Source organism: Bradyrhizobium sp. STM 3843 (assembly GCF_000239815.1).
In the GTDB taxonomy this organism is placed as follows: domain Bacteria; phylum Pseudomonadota; class Alphaproteobacteria; order Rhizobiales; family Xanthobacteraceae; genus Bradyrhizobium.
Genome location: NZ_CAFK01000117.1, coordinates 1 through 16,664, shown reverse-complemented (window position 1 = coordinate 16,664; position 16,664 = coordinate 1). Strand labels below are relative to the sequence as shown.

The window sequence follows — 16,664 nt, the reverse complement described above, 5'->3', positions numbered from 1 at the left end:
TCATGGTCGAGACCGACGCGCCGTATCTCGCGCCGGGCAAATTCCGCGGCAAACGCAACGAGCCGGCTTATGTCGTGGAGACCGCCAAGGTGCTGGCTGAGACCCGCGGCGTGTCGCTGGAGGACCTCTCGCGACAGACCACCGAGACCTTCTTCAAGCTGTTCTCCAAAGTGCCGCGCCCGACAGGTGCCTGATGACGCTGACGCTCACCATCCTTGGCTGCGGCTCTTCCGCCGGCGTGCCGCGCCCGGCGCTGGGGTGGGGCGCCTGCGATCCGAACAATCCAAAGAACCGCCGCCGCCGCTGCTCGTTGATGGTGGAGCGAACGTCCGCCCACGGCACCACGCGCGTGGTGATCGATACCTCGCCGGATCTGCGCGAGCAGCTGATCGACGCCGATGTCGATCATATCGACGCGGTGTTCCTGACCCACGAGCATGCCGACCAGACCCACGGCATCGATGATCTGCGCTCGGTCGTCATGCATCAGCGCCGGCGCATCCCGGTGTATCTGAGCCAGTCGACGGCCAAGGACATCATGCACCGGTTCTCCTATTGCTTCATCTCGCCCGCCGGCAGCGACTACCCGCCGATCCTGACCCAGCACGCGATCGAGGCCGGCGGAACGCAGGCCGTGGAAGGCAAGGGCGGCGAGCTGAAGCTGTCGGCCTTCCTGGTCCAGCACGGCAACATCCCGGCGCTCGGCTACCGCATCGGCAACGCCGCCTACACGCCAGACCTCAACGACATTCCGGAAGAGAGCTGGGGTGCGCTGGAAAATCTCGATCTCTGGATCGTCGATGGCTTGCGCTATGCTCCACATTCCAGCCATTTCTCGGTCAACGACGCGCTGGCCTGGATCGAACGCTTCAAGCCGAAACGTGCCGTCATCACCAATATGCATGCCGATCTCGACTATGAGGTGCTGCGCCAGAGCCTGCCGGAGGGCGTGATCCCTGCCTATGACGGGATGCAGCTGACGGTCGGGTAAGAATTGCAGGTGGGCAAAGGGCGCGGTTGGAACTTGGAGATGCAGCCATGATGTCCTTGTTCTTCGAGGTCGAGGTCAAGCCCGATCGCCTGGATCAATATCTCAACCTGGCCGCGGTGCTGAAGCCGGAGCTTGAGGCGCTCGGTGGCTGCCTGTTCCTCGACCGCTTCAAGAGTCTGTCGCGTGACAACCTGATCCTGTCCTACCAGATCTGGCAGGACGAGGGCGCCCTGACCGCCTGGCGCGCGCATGCGCATCATCATCAGGTCCAGACGCTCGGGCGCGACAAGGTGTTTTCCGACTACCGGCTGCGGGTCGCGCAGGTGATCCACGAAGCGCGGCCCGGAAAGCCGGTCTGGCAACCGGAGCGGCGCACACCCTACAACGATCCGAAGCGGCGGCCGCCGACCTATGTGCTCGCGACCGAAACGTCGCAGGCGAAGCTCGGCACCGCCTTGGATCTGCCGCTCGCGAGCTTCGCCAGCGTCTATCGCGAGGGCCGCTATGCCCATCTGATCGCGTTGCCGGACTATGAAGCAGGGCTGACGCTGAGCCCGAGATTGCTGGCCGATCCGGCGACAGAGTATGTGCGTATCGTCGAGGTCATCAGGGACTACGGCATGTACGACCGCCGCGAGGCGCCGCAATATTATCCGGAAAAGAGCGGGGATGCGTAGCGTTGCGGCACCCTGCCTTTGCGTCATTTATTCCAGCCTGATAGTTGAAATAATTCGGTTGAGGGGCAGAGCGTTTTGATCGAGGCTGGGCCGGTGCAACGCGCTTGCGCCGGAGGTCACCATGAAAGCGCTGAATGCCGCCGTCTCGGTCGTGATCCTTCTGCTCGGCATGGGAGCTGCCGCGGCGCAGAACGCGCCGCAAACCTCGACCAAGAAGGTCGATGGCACCGACAACGTGTATGTCTTCCGCTATGGCGGCCACCAGTCGATGTTTGTGGTGACCTCGCAAGGCGTCATTGCCACCGATCCGATTTCATATCTGCGCCCCGCCAAGCCCTATATCGACGCCATCAAGGCCGTCACCGACAAGCCGATCAAATACGTCATCTACAGTCATCACCACTACGATCACATCGCCGGCGGCCAGCCCTTTAAGGACCTCGGCGCGACTTTCGTGGCACACCGGCGGGTCAAGGAGCACCTGCTCGAGCTGAAGAAGCAGAACGCGCTGCTCGCCGACGTGGTGATGCCCGACCAGCTCGTTGACGACAAGAAGACGATCAAACTCGGCGATACCACGCTCGAACTCATCTATGTCGGTCGCAACCATTCCGACAATTCGCTGGTGATGCGGCTGCCGAAGGAGAAGATCGTCTTTGTGGTCGATTTTGCGCCGATCGAAACGGTGCAGTTTCGCAACATTCCCGACAACGCCTCACCGCTGGAATATATCGCCTCGCTCAAGAAGCTCGCCGCGCTCGACTGGGAGCGCATGATTCCGGGCCATCCCTATGCCGGCGGACGCTACGGCACCAAGAAGGACGTGGAGGACGATATCGCCTACATGGAGGACCTGTCGACGGAGGTGAAGAAGGCTGCGGATGCGGGCAAGTGCTTCGACACCGCGATGAAGGAGGTCAAGCTGCCTAAATACGAGAAATGGGCGAACTACGAGGCGAGCTTGCCGGCCAATGTCGAGCGCTTCTGCTACTGGTGGGCGCGGGGATATTGATCGAGCCGATGTCGCGACCATCCAAGACTTTCAACGTCGCCGCCGCCGCTGTCGTGGCGCAGGGCCGCCTGCTGCTGGTTCGGAAGCGGGGCACGGCGGCGTTCATGCTTCCTGGCGGAAAGCTCGAGCCCAGCGAAAGCGACCGTGAGTGCCTGGTCCGGGAAATCCAGGAGGAATTGGGCACTGCTCCGCTCGGCGGAGCCGAGCATCTTGGCACGTTTGAAGCTGACGCTGCCAACGAACCCGGCCATCGGATCGCAGCGCGAGTTTATCGCGTTTCGCTGACGGACGAACCCAAGACGTCTGGTGAGATCGAGGAGCTGGCTTGGTACGACCTTCACCAGCCCGCTCGATATCTCGATCTCGCGCTGGCGCCGCTCGTCTCTATTTTCGTCGTTCCTCGGCTTCGCCGGAGCGCGCCGCGTTAAGCCGCGGCCTCACGCCGAGATTGCCTTGGCCGACTGCACCTCGTTGCGCAGCAGATACTTCTGGATCTTGCCGGTCGACGTTTTCGGAATCGGGCCGAACACCACGACCTTCGGCGTCTTGAAGCCGGACATCCGCTCGCGGCAATAGGCGATGATCTCGGCTTCGGTCGCCTCCGCGCCCTCCTTCAGTTCGATGAAGGCGCAAGGCACTTCGCCCCATTTCGGATCGGGCTTGGCGACCACGGCCGCGAACAGCACGGCCGGATGCTTGTAGAGGATGTCCTCGACCTCGACGGACGACACGTTCTCGCCGCCGGAGATGATGATGTCCTTGGAGCGGTCCTTGATGATGACGTAGCCGTGCGCATCGAGCACGCCGAGATCGCCGGTGTGAAACCAGCCGCCGGCGAAAGCTTCCGTGGTTGCCTTCTCGTTCTTCAGATAGCCTTTCATCACGATGTTGCCGCGGAACATCACCTCGCCGATGGTCTCGCCGTCGCGCGGCACCTCGCGCATGGTTTCGGGGTCGAGCACGGTGACCGCTTCCTCCAGCGGGTAGGGCACGCCCTGCCGGCGCTTCATCCGCGCGCGCTCGGCCGCCGACAGATCGTCCCAGCCGGGCTGCTCGGCGCAGACCGAGGCCGGGCCATAGACCTCGGTCAGCCCATAGACATGCGTCAGCTTGATGCCGATGTTTTCTGCGCCTTCCAGCACGGCGACCGGCGGCGCCGCGCCGGCGATCAGGCCGACCACCGGCTTCTCGCGCTTGCCCTTCGGCGCGTCGGGCGCGTTGATCAGGACATTGTAGACGATGGGCGCGCCGCACATATGGGTGACGCCATGCTCGCGGATCAGCTCGAAAATCTTGGTCGGCTCGACCTTGCGCAGGCAGACATTGATGCCGGCAGCCGCCGCGATGGTCCAGGGGAAACACCAGCCATTGCAGTGAAACATCGGCAGGGTCCAGAGATAGACCGGGTGCTGGCCGAGATTGCCGGCCAGGATGTTGCTGACCGCGTTCAGATAGGCGCCGCGGTGATGGGTGACGACGCCCTTGGGATTGCCGGTGGTACCCGACGTGTAGCTGAGCGCAATGGCGTCCCACTCGTCATTCGGGCGGCGCGGCTCGAAGGCGGGATCGCCGAGCGCGAGCGCGGCCTCATATTCGATTTCGCCAATCCGGCTGCCGCCCTTGAATGCGGCGTCATCGACGTCGATCACGAAGGGCTTCGGCCCGGTCATCAGTTTGAGCGCCTCGGTGATGACGCCGGAGAACTCAGGATCGACCAGAATGATCTTGGCGCCGCCATGATCGAGCTGAAACGCGATCGAGGGGGCGTCGAGCCGGATGTTGAGCGTGTTCAGCACGGCGCCCGCCATCGGCACTGCGAAATGAAGCTCATTCATCGCCGGGATGTTCGGCAGCATGGCTGCGACCGTGGCGCCTTCGCCGATGCCGCGCGCGGCAAGATAGGAGGCGAACTGCCGACAGCGCGTATAGGTCTGCGCCCAGGTGAAGCTCTTGCCCTCATAGACCGTGCTGACATGATCGGGATAGACCGCGGCGCTGCGGGCAAGAAAGCTGAGCGGCGTCAGCGGGACATAATTGGCCGGGGTCTTGTCCAAACCGATGGCGTATTGGTTCGCACTCATGGCTCCCTCCTGGCTTCTTCCCACCTTGTCTGAGGATTCTACAGGAACCCGATCGAAATCCAGGGAAAAATCGCAACGATCGCAAGCCCGATCAGGAGCGCCAGCAGATACCCCCAGATCGGCCGCATGCCGGCGGCGGGATCGACGCGGCCGATGGCGCAAGCGGCATAATAGCCGACGCCGAAGGGCGGCGCGAACAGCCCGATCCCCATCGCCAGAATGATGATCATGGCATAGTGAACCTCGTGCACGCCGACGGCGCGGGCGATTGGAAACAATAGCGGCCCGAACAGCACGATCGCGGGAATGCCTTCCAGCACGCTGCCGAGGATCGTGAAGGCCAGGATCGAGACCGCGATGAAAGCCGCAACGCCACCCGGCAACCCGGTCATGGCCGCCGCGAGCGAGCGTGAAAAGCCGGATTGGGTGAGGCCCCAGGCCATGCCGGTGGCCGTGCCGATGATCAGGAGAATTGCGCCCGACAAAGCCGCGGTCTCGACCAGCATCGGAAACAGCCGGCGCCAGTCGAAGCGGCGGTAGATCAGAAGGCCGGTGAGCAGGCCATAGACGATGCCGATGGTCGAGACTTCGGTCGCAGTCGCAATGCCTTCGACGACGGCGAAGCGAATGACGAAGGGCAGGGCGAGCGCGGGCAGGGCGACGACAAAGCTGCGTCCGATCTCGGATGGCGTGGCGCGGCGCACGCCGCTCATATCCTCATTGCGATAGCGCCACCACACCAAGGCGCACAGCGTGACCGCGAGCACCACGCCCGGCAAGAGGCCGCCGGTAAACAGCGCCGCGATCGAGACGCCCGTGACTGAGCCGATGGTGATCAGCACGAGGCTCGGTGGGATGGTTTCGGTCTGGGCGCCGGTGGCCGCGAGCAGGGCGACGAGGTCGCCGGGACGGGCGCCGCGCGCCTTCATCTCCGGGAACAGCACCGGCGCCACGGCCGCCATGTCAGCCGCCTTGGCGCCGGAAATGCCGGAGACCAGGTACATCGCGCCCACCAGCACGTAATGCAGGCCGCCTCTGACATGACCGAGCAGGCTCGCCAGGAACGCGACCATCGCGCGCGCCATGCCCGTCATTTCGATCAGGAGCCCTAAGAAGACGAACAGCGGCACCGAGAGCAGGATCAGGTGGCTCATGCCCTCGTCCATGCGCCCGACCAGCACCATCAGCGGCGTGCGTGTGGTCAGCGCCAGATAGCCGAAGATCGCGAGCCCAAACGCGAATGCGATCGGCACGCCCGCGAAGACGCAGAAGGCGACCACGCCGACGAAGAAGATGACCAGGTTGAGGTTGCCGAGCGGCTTCAGCCAGGGCTGCGCCAGCCAGAACAATGCAATAATGGCGGCGACGGACAGGAGGGCGGCCAGCACGATCCTGAGATTGGCCGCGCGCATCAGCCGCAACAGCGCAAACAGCGTCATCAGGGCGATGCCGACCGGCAGCGCCGCCGCCCGCCAGATGTTTTCGATTCCGAGCGCCGGCGTGGTGATGAAACTCTCCTCGGCGGCATAGTCATAAGCGGGTCGCACCACCATGACCAGGAAGGCCAGCGCGGCCGCCGTCGCCACCGCATCGAGATAGGCCCAAAGTCGCGGTCCGGCGGCGGCAACGCCAGCCGTCATGCGCATGTGCTCGCCACGGCGGAACGCAACGACGGCACCGAGCATTGCGAGCCACAGGAACAGGATCGACGCCAGTTCGTCAGACCAGATCAACGGCTGGTGCAGAGCGTAACGCGCCACCACGCCGGCAAACAGGATCACGATCTCCGCGACAACCAGGATCGCCGCCGGGATTTCCACCAGACGGCCGAGCACAGCTTCGATCGTCCCGATCAGCGAGCGCCGGCGAGGGGCCTCGACGACGACCTCGCTGACCTCAATCTCGGTGAACTCGGCATGCGCCATGGCGTCGATCCAAACGAGAGCGACAGACTGTTAAATCAGCTTGCTATCACAGCTTGCCAACGGCCTTTTCAAGCAAGCCCCACGCCTCCTCGCCATATTTGCCCTTCCATTCGGCATAGAATCCGGCCGCGCGCAGCTTGTCGCGGAACGGCGCCACCGCCGGCTGGTTGAAGACCAGCCCCTTGGCTGCGAGGTCCTGCTGAAGGCCGGCATTCAGCTTCGCCGTGTCTTCGCGCTCCTTGACCGCGGCAGCATTGATGTTCTTGGCGACAATCGTCCTGACGTTGTCGGGCAGGCTTTCCCAGGCCCGCCGGTTCGCCAGGAACCAGAAGCCATCCCACATGTGGTTGGTCAACGAGCAGTACTTCTGGACCTCGTAGAGCTTGGCGGTGGAGATGATGGCCAGCGGATTTTCCTGACCTTCGACCACCTTGGTCTGCAGCGCCGAATAGACTTCGCTGAAATTGATCGAGGCGGGCGCGGCATCGAACGCCTTGAACATCGAGGTCCACAATGGCGATACGGGAACCCGGATCTTGAAGCCCTTGAAATCATCCGGCCCGTTGATCGGCCTGGTCGACGATGTGGTCTGACGGAAGCCATTGTCCCAGATCTTGTCCATGACCACGAGGCCGGCCTTGTTGATCTGGCCGCGCACGTAAGCGCCGAGATCGCCATCCATGGCCTTCCAGACCGTGTCGTAGTCCGGGAACGCAAAGCCGATGCCATTGATCGACGCTGCCGGTACCAGCGTCGACAGGATCAAGCCCGACAGCGTGAAGAATTCGACGCCGCCGGAGCGGATCTGGCTCAGCATGTCGGTGTCGGAACCGAGCTGGTTGTTGGGGAAGATCTGGAGGTCGAACTTGCCGTTGGTCTCGGCCTTGATCGCCGCCGCCATCTCCTTGGCGCGGACGTTCATCGGATGGGAGTCGGGCAGGTTGTTGGCGTATTTGTACGTGAACTCGGCGGCTTGCGCGCGTGCCACATGGGGCGCAGCCATACTGCCGATCCCGCCGACAACCGCTGTCGCCGCGGAGGCCTTCAGTAGCGCGCGTCGTGACAGGCTCATTCTCGTCTCTCCCTTAGGACCTCTTTTTGTGGTTTCGAGACGCGAGGTCTCATGCGGCTTCACGTGATCTATACGGACCGAATCCGCCGACGTCATCCGCGATCCCCGTCCATCGCGCGCTTATTGCAGGCGAACGACGCGGCGACAATACGGGCCATCGGGGCGACAGGGCCGCGCCTCGAACCAGCGTCGGCAACGGACCCTTGGCAAGCGCCGAACCGGGCCTCCAGGAGCTTCAAAGCGCGCCGCGAAACTCAGGTTCAAATGCAGGATTTCCGCCTAAGCCTCTGTGCGTTCTATGAATAAATATATTCCATAATATACCTTATGCGAATTGGATATAGGGCGCCTCGCCCGTGCTATCGCCCGTGCTGTCGTTTCTCGTTCGATCTGAGTCTTTCTGCTTCCATCGGAGTCTGACACACCCTCGGCGGCCACCCCCTCCCTGAGCTGCCCCAAGGCGGCCGATACTCCGCGCCGCGCGGCAGCGGCGTCAGAGACGAGACGGACCTTGATCCGGATCGGCTGAGAAGCTCCTGCAGGCGGCTGGAGCGCTGCCTGGCCCATTCGGAAGCGCCGAAGCTTGGCACCGGCGCTCTCCTGCTGACCGTAGCCTTTCACTCAGGTTGGCTGGCTCACTGGCTGCGAGCACGTTCCCGAATCGACAATTCGCCTTTCATTTGAACAATAATCCCATCGTGCTCAAGCATGCGCGTCACGATTAGTTTTGCTAGTTCTTCGCTACTATTAGCTTTCGAAAAAATCGCTTGATGGAAATAGGCTGGTTGCTTTAGCGCTCCATCAGATGAGGCATGCGTCCCTCACAGCCCCATCATCCGGAACACCAGGCTGCGCACGCTCACGCCGTGATGGTGGCGATGGCGAGAACGGCGAGGAGTCTCGTCCTCGTCGGCGGAGGCGGTCGAGGGACCGTTACGCGCCGGGCCGATCGCATCGAAGGCAGCCTTTTGCTCGTCACTGAGCGAGTTGTAGAACGTGTCGAGCGCCGGTCGCACGGTGCCGAGCGCCTGCAGCATCGCGTCGAGGCGCGCACCGACTGCATCCAGCCGGGCCGGCGGTGTGCGCGCCTCGGTCGGCGGGCAGGATGATTTCAGGATATCGGCGGCTTTCGTCGTCGCATCCTGCAGAGCAGTGAGACTTGCGCGCTGTGCGTCGGTCGGCTTGACGTCGCGCTCGATCTGATCGCTCGGCCAAGGCATCGCAGAAGACGTCGTGGCAGATTGGTCCGCGGTGCAGCTGCCGCCGCTCGCGTTGGTGTCGCCGCGCCGCGCGGTGCGCTGCTCCGCTGCTAGCGCGGTAATCTTCGCCTTCTGGTCGTCGCTGAGCAGTCCATAGAACCTGTCGAGCGGTGGCTTCACGATGTTGACCGCATCGCGCATCGCTTGGACCCGCTGCTGCATGGCAGCGAGGCGGCTCGGCGCGGTCAGCGCCACATCCTTCGGGCAGGAGTTGCGGATGAGCTCCGCAGCCTTCTGCGAGGCATTGGCGAGATCGTCGAGTGCCGCCGCCTGTTCGGCATTGGGCTGAATGGCGCTACGGAATTGCTCGACCGGGAAACCGGCGATGGTTTTGCTGTCGCTGCCGCACATGTCGGCCAGCGTCGATGTCTCTTCGTTCTTGGCCGCATGCGCCGGCCGCGTCGAGCCCGTGGTCTCGGGCAGATAGCGGGCATAGGCGTTCAGCGAGCCGTAATCATAGGGACCGAACAGGCCGACATAGAGATCGCCATAGCCGTAGTCCCAGAACGGATAATAGTCGCCGCCCCACCAAGCGTAATCGTAGAAATCGTCGTAAGCGTAGGGCCAGAACACCGGGCCGACCCAGCCGAAGCCGCCATGCGCATGGCGCCACCAGAACCCGCCATGGTGATGCGCGAAGGCGGCACCGGCAACGGCTGCGGTGATCGCGGCGCGGCCCGCCGGATTGCGCAGGCCGCCGGGTGCGTGCATGGCGGTCCTGACCTGTCGCGACGACAGCGCATGGCCTACGGCTCTGGCGTCACGCTGCATCATGCGGTTCGAGACGACGTGGCTGTTCGACGCCGCGCGGTTGCCCGCGGCAATGCCGGCCGGTGCATGAATGCGGCCCACCGGCGGATTGTGGCCGGCGAAGCTGCGGCCCGAGGGAGCGTGGCCCGCAAACCCGTGTCGTACACCACCGGGTGCGCCGCGCATGGCATGAAAGCCACCGCCTCCGTGAAAGCCACCGGCGGCGCGCATGCCTCCGCCATGGAAGCCACCACCGCCTCCGCGAAAGCCTCCACCTGGGTGGAAGCCGCCACCGGCCGCATGGAAACCACCGCCGCCGTGAAACCCGCCGCCACCGCCGTGAAAGCCGCCGCCGCCGTGGAAACCGCCGCCACCGCCGTGGAAACCGCCACCGCCGCCGCCATGAAAGCCTCCGCCTCCACCGCCTCCACCGCCTCCACCGCCGCCGCGGCCTGGCTGCGCTTGGGCGAAGCCGGTGAATGTGACGCCTGCAACAGCCCCCGCGAGGATTGCGGCAAGCGCGAACGAAACCTGTCGGCCGGAAACGCTCATGTTTTCCTCCCCTGCAGAAACGGCGGTCGGGAAAAGCCGGCAACGCCACGTACTGCTTTAGGAACAATCTGGGGCGCCAATAAGTTCCGCGCGTCGGTCCGGAGACCGTGTTGCACGACACGTGCAACGTGGCGCTGACGAAGCCTGCCGCACCCGCAGATCACGATCGATATGAACCGGCCGGGCGCAGCGTGCCACTAACGATGAGCCGTTGCGCTCCGGCCGGCCTTGCTGGTCGGACCTGCCATCCGGGAGGTTCCAATGGGTATCGTATCGTCGGTCGGTCGGCGGCACGGACGGAATTCGCAAAATCGTGTCAGCGATCAGCGAACCGTGCAGGAACTCCTGAACAAGATCCCGGCGAGACTCGGCGGCGCGGAAGGCGCGTTGAACGAGCGGATGATCGAAGGCATCTGCAGCGACAAGCTCTATCTCGCCATACTCACATTCCAGAAGAAGACCCTACCCCAGGTCGCCGATGGCCATGTCGATCCCGGCAGCCGCACGTTCACCGAGATGGAGCGCCTGGCGAATATGCACGACCTTGTGGTCGGCGCCGCCAAGGCGGTGTCCGATGCCATGGCGGAAGCCGACCGGCGCCAAGCCGTCATTGACCATGCGGTCGACCAGATGGAAGGCAATGTGCCCGGCTCCAATCCCTGGGACGTGGATGGATCGGACGCGCCGCTGTCCGGCATTGTGCCCTACATGGCAGGGCCAGGCGTCGCATCGGTGGCGCGCATTCCGATCCCCGGCACAAACGGACTTGCGCTCGAGCTCAGCCCGCGCGGGTGGGTGCCTCCAACGGGCTCGACATCCACGATTTTCATTCAGGACGTCACCGGCAAGAAGCACCTGCGGCTGGACTACGGCTATAACACCAAGTCGAAGACCATCGACTATCACTGGAACCGCGGTGGCGCCGCCAAGAACGTCTGGGGCATCCAGGATCACACGACCGTCGGCAGAGGCGGCAAGATCCTCTATCGTGCCGGCAAGTATCTGCGCTGGGGCGGCCGGGTGCTGCTGGTCGTCGGCGTCGCGCTGGACATTTGGTCGATCGTCCAATCCTCGAAGCCTCTGCGGCGCACCACCCAGGTCGTGTTCGGCTGGGCCGGCGCCTGGGCCGGATGCGAAGGCGGCGGAGCTGTCGTCGGCGGGATCGGAACGTTCATCGAGCCCGGTGGCGGCACCGCCGTGGGTGGCTTTGTCGGATGCATCGGCGGCGGCATCGGCGGTTATCTCTTCGGCAGCAAGGTCGGCGGCGTCGTCTATGACTGGGCCGAGGACACCTTCTTCACGCCGCTCCCGGCCGCCGACCAGCCCTGATCTCTTTGCTCACAGCTTCGGGACGAACCAACGTGCAGTTCTTCATCACCTACGATCCGCCGGGAGCCCATTGGCAGCTTGACGCCCCGCCCCCATCCGCCGGCGCCTTCGCGCTGATCGGCTGGAGCGGCGAGAGCGATGGCGACGGCGTCCCGGCGCCCGTCGCGGACGTGCTGGCGACGGCGCTTGCCGCCTGCGGGCGCATGACGTTCGCCTGCTCCACGGTCGCGGCTCCCGATGTGCCAGGATGGCAAGCGCTCGGACGCGATTTCGTCGCCCGCATCCGCGTGCGTTCGGCGCTCGGCCGCGCCATGGCGAGCCTGTCGGGTCGCGCGCCCGCCGACCTCGTCCTGCTGTCGACGACGGAAACCGCAACGGCGCTGCGTCTGTTCGATGACGCTGGCTATCCCTGGTATGCGCAGGCGCAGGTGGTGCTGCTGTCGTCCGCCGATGCGTCACCTCCGGCTTACGAGGCGATCGCATCGCAGCCGGCGGCCTTGTTCTCATGGCTCGGCGGCGTCGAGGGCCTTGCGCGCGCGGGCGTGCAGGCGATGCTGCGCCCGGGCGTCGATGGCGACGTCGCCGGGCTGTTCTGCGCCTCGCGTGATGTTCGCGAGGTCTTCGAGACGGCGCTGTCACGTCAAGCGCTGGCGCTCGGCATGCCCGTGCAACATGTGAGCGAGGCGGCGCTGATGGCCGGGCTTGCCGGATCGCGCGACGCTTGAGAGACCGAAGGCGCTTTTCAACGCTCGTTGCTCAAGTGCCAAGAATCTTGAGCGCCAAGCATCTTGAGTGCCAAGGATCTTTCAATGACTAGTCCTGCGGCGAAAGCTCTTCCAGGCCGCGCTTGGCCGGTTCGATCCCCCAGGCCAGCACGGCAGCGATCTGGATCGCGAGAAGCCCGACCATCAGCGATGTGACCCCACTGACGCCATAGCTCTTGAAAAGCCCGACGACCATGAATGGCGAAACGATCGTCGCGCCGCGTCCAAGCATGTTGCAGATGCCATTGGCCCGGAGCCTGACCTCGGTCGGAAACAGCTCGGGCGTATAGACGCCGTAGAGCAAGGCAACGAGCACGTAGATCGACAGCAGCAGGCAGAATCCGATCGCCACGAAGGCCACCGGTTCGGCCAGCATGGGATAGATCAAGCCGAACACGATCGTGGAAACGGACGCGCTCACGATCGTCATTCGCCTCCCCAGCCGGTCAGCCAGGAACGCGCCGAGCGCGCACCCGATCGGTGCGGCAAACGACATGATCAGCGTATAGGCAAACGACTTGGTCAGCGTCACGCCCTGTTGGACGAAGAAGGTCGGCAGCCAGGTGACGAAACCGAAGATCAACGTGTTGATCACGATCAGGACGATCGACCCGAGGATCAGGCGCGGCAGCAGGACCGGACCGAACAGCTCCGTCACGGCATAGCTTCTCACGGGCGCAGCTGCGCGGGCTGGCGGCAGCGACGCCCCGCCGCATTCCCGTTCGATCTCCGCCACCAGGGCTTCCGCCTCCCCTGCGCGCCCCTTGGACTCCAGCCAGCGCGGAGATTCCGGGAGGGATTTTCGCAAGTACCACACGATAAGCGCGCCGACGCCTGCGATCACGAACATCGCACGCCACCCGACAAGGGGGATGAGGATCGAGGCCAGCAGGATCGTTGCCGGCAGACCGGACACCACGATCATCGCCATCAGCGCCAGCCACTTGCCGCGCGAGGCCGGTGGCACGAATTCGGTCAGTGACGAATAGCCGACGACAATTTCCGCACCGAGACCGAGGCCCATCAGGAATCTCGCCGCGACAAGCCACTCCATCGAAGGCGCGACGGCGGCCCCAAGCGACGCAATGCCGAAAAGCAGCAGGTTGAACTGGTAGGTGAAGCGGCGGCCATAGGCATCGCCCAGAAATCCCGCGACCAGCGCGCCGACCGTCATGCCGAAGAAGGTGAACGAAACAAACTGCGCGTTTTGCGCCAGCGTCGAGAACTTGCTGGCGAGCGTGGCACCGAGCACGCTGGTGCCGACATAGAGGTCGTAGCCATCGAAGAACATGCCGGCGCCGATCAGCCAGAAGATGCGCTTGTGAAACGCGGAAATCGGAAGGCGGTCGAGCCGCGCCCCCGATTGCACCGAGATGGACGTTGTCGCCGCTGTTACCGCGCCTGCTTCAGCCACTACACTCATCGCTTCCCCCTTTTATTTGTTGTCTGATGTTTATTGCCTGATCGTCTATTGCCTGGTTGCGTTCACCCACTCTGCGATCTGCTCCGGAGACACCGGATGCGCTCTGAGGAATGGCCCGGCCGGTCCGAGCGCATTCTCGATCGCCGAAATCACGCAGGCCGCGGCGGGTATCGTGCCGCCCTCGCCCGCGCCCTTCACCCCGATCGGGTTGCGCGGCGACGGCGTCTCGATGTGGTGAATTTCGATATCCGGCATTTCGGACGCGGCCGGCAGCAGATAGTCGCCATAGGTTGTTGTGAGCGGCTGGCCTGCCTCATCGTGCTTCATGCGCTCGTACAAGGCATTTCCGATGCCGTGGACGATCCCGCCTCGAATCTGCCCGTCGACGATCAAGGGATTGATCAGCTTGCCGCAGTCATGCGCAACGACATAGCGCGTCACTTTCGCATCGCCGGTCTCGGGATCGATCTCGACTTCGCAGGCATGCGATCCGTAGGCGAATGCGAGCTGGCTCGCCTCGAAATAGCCGGTGGCGGCGAGATCGGGATCGACGCCGGGGGGAAGCCGGACGCCGGCGGCACCGGATAACGTCCGCGCGATCGCAGCAAGGCTCACGGTCAGTCCGGGCACGCCGACGACCCCGACCATTCCGTTCTCGATCTCCAGGTCATGCTCGCCGACCTCGAGCATATGGGCCGCCACCATGATCGCCTTGTCGCGCACCTTTCGCGCCGCGATCGCGACGGAAGAGCCTGCCGTGACGGCGATGCGGCTGGCGATGGTGGAAATGCCGAGCGGAAAGGCGCCGGTATCCGCGGACTTGACCGACACCTGGGACAGATCGACTCCCAGAGCATCTGCCGCGATCTGGGCCAGTGTGGTCGCATGGCCCTGCCCCTGGCTTGCGGCTCCCGTCGAAACCACCACCTGCCCCGCCGGTGTCACCCGCACCGAAGCGCCTTCGAATGGGCCGAGCCCGGTATCTTCGACACAGGATGCGAGCCCAAGCCCAAGCAGGCGGCCGCGCGCGGCAGCCTCATTGCGGCGTCGCTCGAATCCTGCAGCGTCGATCTTCTCGAGCACAACATCGAGCGCCCGCGTGTAGTCCCCGCTGTCATAGGCGACCGCCGAGCCGTCGCGCATTCTTCCGCCGGTGGCGTACGGCATCTGATCCGCAGTCACGAAACTGCGGCGTCGCACCTCGTCACGGGAAAGGCCGAGGTGGCGCGCCACGCAATCGGCGAGACGCTCCAGCACGAAAGCCGTGTTCGGCCGGCCTGCGCCGCGTACCGGCGATGTCGGCACCAGATTGGTCAGCACGACATCGACCGCGATGTCGAAGGCGTCGAGCGCATAGGGACCCGGAAAGGACGCCAGCGCGGTCGCAGGCAGGATCAGGCCATATGGCGCATAGGCGCCGTGGTCGTGGACGCAGCGGCCGCGTACGCCCAGCATGCGGCCTTGCGCGTCACAGGCAACCTCCAGCGTCCAGATCTGGTCGCGCTGCTGCGTCGTAGCCAGGAAATGCTCCTGTCGGTCCTCGATCCACTTGACGGGCCAGCCGCAGGTGATCGCCGCAAGCGCGACCGCGAACTCTTCCGGATAGACGTTGGCCTTGGGTCCGAAGCCGCCACCGACATCGGGGGCGATGACCCGGAGGTCCGATTCATCACGGCCGAGATAGGCCGCGAGGTGCCGACGCACCATGTAAGGCGACTGCGAGGACGTCCAAACCGAGAGTTCGGCCGAGCGCGCAGCCATCGCGGCGACGACGCCGCGGCATTCCATGGAATGGCAGCCGCCGCGATGGGTTTCGAACGTCTCCGTGAACCGGTGCGCCGCGCGCGCGAAGACCTGGTCGACATTGCCGTGTGCCCCGCGCAAGGTCGCGATGACGTTGCTCTCGCGATTCAAATGCGCGCGAGCCGCGCCGGCGTCAGCTGCATCGCGGGCGTCGGCTGCGGCCGGCAGGTGCTCGATGTCGAGTTCAATCGCCGCCAGAGCGTCCTCGGCCTCGGCGCGGCTGTCGGCCAAGACCATGGCGATGGGCTCGCCGACGTAGCAGACCTCGTCGCTGGTCAGCGGCGCACAGGTGATCGGCGTTTTCAGCAGCGGATGCGGAGCCATGGGCGGCATCGGGCCGCTGGCAATCTTCGCGAAGTCGCTCATCGTATAGATCGCGCGCACGCCCGGCATGGCGCGCGCCTCTGACGGATCGACCCGCCTGATCAGGCCGTGCGCCACCGGCGAGCGCAGAAACGCCGCATGCAGCATGCCGGGAAGCGCGATGTCATCGACATAGTTGCCGCCGCCAGTCAGAAGGCGGGGATCCTCCAGGCGCGGCACGGCAACGCCGAAATAGCGTGTGCTCATCGTGTGCCCCTCCGCACCGCCGCCGCATCGAGCGCGGCGTCGACGATGCCCTGATAGCCGGTGCAGCGGCAGAGATTGCCGGAAAGCACGTCCCTGACCTCGTCGCGCGTCGGCGACGGGTTGACGCGCAGGAAGGCTTCGAGCGTCATCAGCATGCCCGGCGTACAGAATCCGCATTGCAGCGCATGGTGGTTCGTAAAAGCCTGTTGCAGCGGGGACAGCGCCTCCGGCTTTCCCAGTCCCTCGACCGTTTCCACCCGCGCACCGTCAGCCTGCACTGCGAGCATCAGGCAGCAACGCACCGGCCGCTCGTCGACGATGACCGTGCAGGCGCCGCAGACACCGTGTTCACAGCCGACATGCGTTCCGGTCAGCCCCTGCTGCTGCCGCAGGAAATCGGCGAGGTTGGTGCGGACATTGACCTCCGCCTCGACGCTCCCGCCGTTGATGCGGAGA

Annotated in this window: 15 protein-coding genes; 8 read left to right on the top strand and 7 right to left on the bottom strand. The window is 64.5% G+C overall.

Annotated features, from left to right (window positions below; translation table 11 throughout):
- The 5 genes from BRAS3843_RS15165 to BRAS3843_RS15145 all read left to right on the top strand — a co-directional run.
- On the top strand, positions 1–194 hold a 194-nt coding region (locus BRAS3843_RS15165; protein ID WP_008969825.1), incomplete at its 5' end, for a TatD family hydrolase.
- Entirely contained in the window at positions 194–991 is a 798-nt protein-coding gene (locus tag BRAS3843_RS15160; protein ID WP_008969824.1) for an MBL fold metallo-hydrolase, read from the top strand. The genes BRAS3843_RS15165 and BRAS3843_RS15160, both read left to right, overlap by 1 nt.
- A 47-nt stretch (positions 992–1,038) precedes the next feature.
- Positions 1,039–1,668: an antibiotic biosynthesis monooxygenase family protein gene (locus BRAS3843_RS15155; protein ID WP_008969823.1), complete on the top strand. Its 630-nt coding sequence runs from the start codon at positions 1,039–1,041 to the stop codon at positions 1,666–1,668.
- A gap of 121 nt (positions 1,669–1,789) precedes the next feature.
- Entirely contained in the window at positions 1,790–2,680 is an 891-nt protein-coding gene (locus tag BRAS3843_RS15150) for an MBL fold metallo-hydrolase (RefSeq protein WP_008969822.1), read from the top strand.
- Complete coding sequence (locus BRAS3843_RS15145; RefSeq protein ID WP_244425336.1) at positions 2,677–3,108, top strand: NUDIX domain-containing protein; 432 nt, start codon at positions 2,677–2,679, stop codon at positions 3,106–3,108. The genes BRAS3843_RS15150 and BRAS3843_RS15145 overlap by 4 nt, the downstream gene beginning before the upstream one ends.
- A 9-nt stretch (positions 3,109–3,117) precedes the next feature.
- Here the strand turns inward: BRAS3843_RS15145 and BRAS3843_RS15140 are convergent, their stop codons facing one another.
- The 4 genes from BRAS3843_RS15140 to BRAS3843_RS15125 all read right to left on the bottom strand — a co-directional run bounded on the left by BRAS3843_RS15140 (position 3,118) and on the right by BRAS3843_RS15125 (position 9,953).
- On the bottom strand, positions 3,118–4,761 hold the full coding sequence (locus BRAS3843_RS15140) for an acyl-CoA synthetase (protein WP_008969820.1): 1,644 nt from the start codon (positions 4,759–4,761) through the stop codon (positions 3,118–3,120).
- Between the two features lie 38 nt (positions 4,762–4,799).
- The gene (locus BRAS3843_RS15135; RefSeq protein ID WP_008969819.1) at positions 4,800–6,686 is read right to left on the bottom strand and encodes a TRAP transporter large permease subunit; all 1,887 of its coding nucleotides are present in this window, start codon (positions 6,684–6,686) and stop codon (positions 4,800–4,802) included.
- Between the two features lie 46 nt (positions 6,687–6,732).
- A complete protein-coding gene (locus BRAS3843_RS15130; protein WP_008969818.1) occupies positions 6,733–7,758 on the bottom strand; it encodes a TRAP transporter substrate-binding protein in 1,026 nt (341 codons plus the stop codon).
- 821 nt (positions 7,759–8,579) lie between these two features.
- Positions 8,580–9,953, bottom strand: coding sequence for a Spy/CpxP family protein refolding chaperone (locus BRAS3843_RS15125; RefSeq protein ID WP_244425338.1), 1,374 nt, complete (start codon positions 9,951–9,953; stop codon positions 8,580–8,582).
- Positions 9,954–9,956: 3 nt separating this feature from the next.
- On the opposite strand from BRAS3843_RS15125, the gene BRAS3843_RS41515 reads away from it, so the two are divergent.
- The 3 genes from BRAS3843_RS41515 (at position 9,957) to BRAS3843_RS15115 (ending at position 12,373) form a co-directional block, all read left to right on the top strand.
- The gene (locus BRAS3843_RS41515) at positions 9,957–10,457 is read left to right on the top strand and encodes a hypothetical protein (RefSeq protein ID WP_175361125.1); all 501 of its coding nucleotides are present in this window, start codon (positions 9,957–9,959) and stop codon (positions 10,455–10,457) included.
- Between the two features lie 123 nt (positions 10,458–10,580).
- A complete protein-coding gene (locus tag BRAS3843_RS15120; protein ID WP_008969814.1) occupies positions 10,581–11,648 on the top strand; it encodes a hypothetical protein in 1,068 nt (355 codons plus the stop codon).
- Positions 11,649–11,680: 32 nt separating this feature from the next.
- A complete protein-coding gene (locus BRAS3843_RS15115; protein ID WP_008969813.1) occupies positions 11,681–12,373 on the top strand; it encodes a hypothetical protein in 693 nt (230 codons plus the stop codon).
- 88 nt (positions 12,374–12,461) lie between these two features.
- Here the strand turns inward: BRAS3843_RS15115 and BRAS3843_RS15110 are convergent, their stop codons facing one another.
- Genes BRAS3843_RS15110 through BRAS3843_RS15100 form a run of 3 tightly spaced genes read right to left on the bottom strand, consistent with a single transcriptional unit; the run spans position 12,462 to position 16,657 of the window.
- The gene (locus BRAS3843_RS15110) at positions 12,462–13,835 is read right to left on the bottom strand and encodes an MFS transporter (protein ID WP_008969812.1); all 1,374 of its coding nucleotides are present in this window, start codon (positions 13,833–13,835) and stop codon (positions 12,462–12,464) included.
- 45 nt (positions 13,836–13,880) lie between these two features.
- A complete protein-coding gene (locus tag BRAS3843_RS15105) occupies positions 13,881–16,208 on the bottom strand; it encodes a xanthine dehydrogenase family protein molybdopterin-binding subunit (protein ID WP_008969811.1) in 2,328 nt (775 codons plus the stop codon).
- On the bottom strand, positions 16,205–16,657 hold the full coding sequence (locus tag BRAS3843_RS15100) for a (2Fe-2S)-binding protein (RefSeq protein WP_050886438.1): 453 nt from the start codon (positions 16,655–16,657) through the stop codon (positions 16,205–16,207). The genes BRAS3843_RS15105 and BRAS3843_RS15100 overlap by 4 nt, the downstream gene beginning before the upstream one ends.
- Between the last annotated feature and the right edge of the window lie 7 nt (positions 16,658–16,664).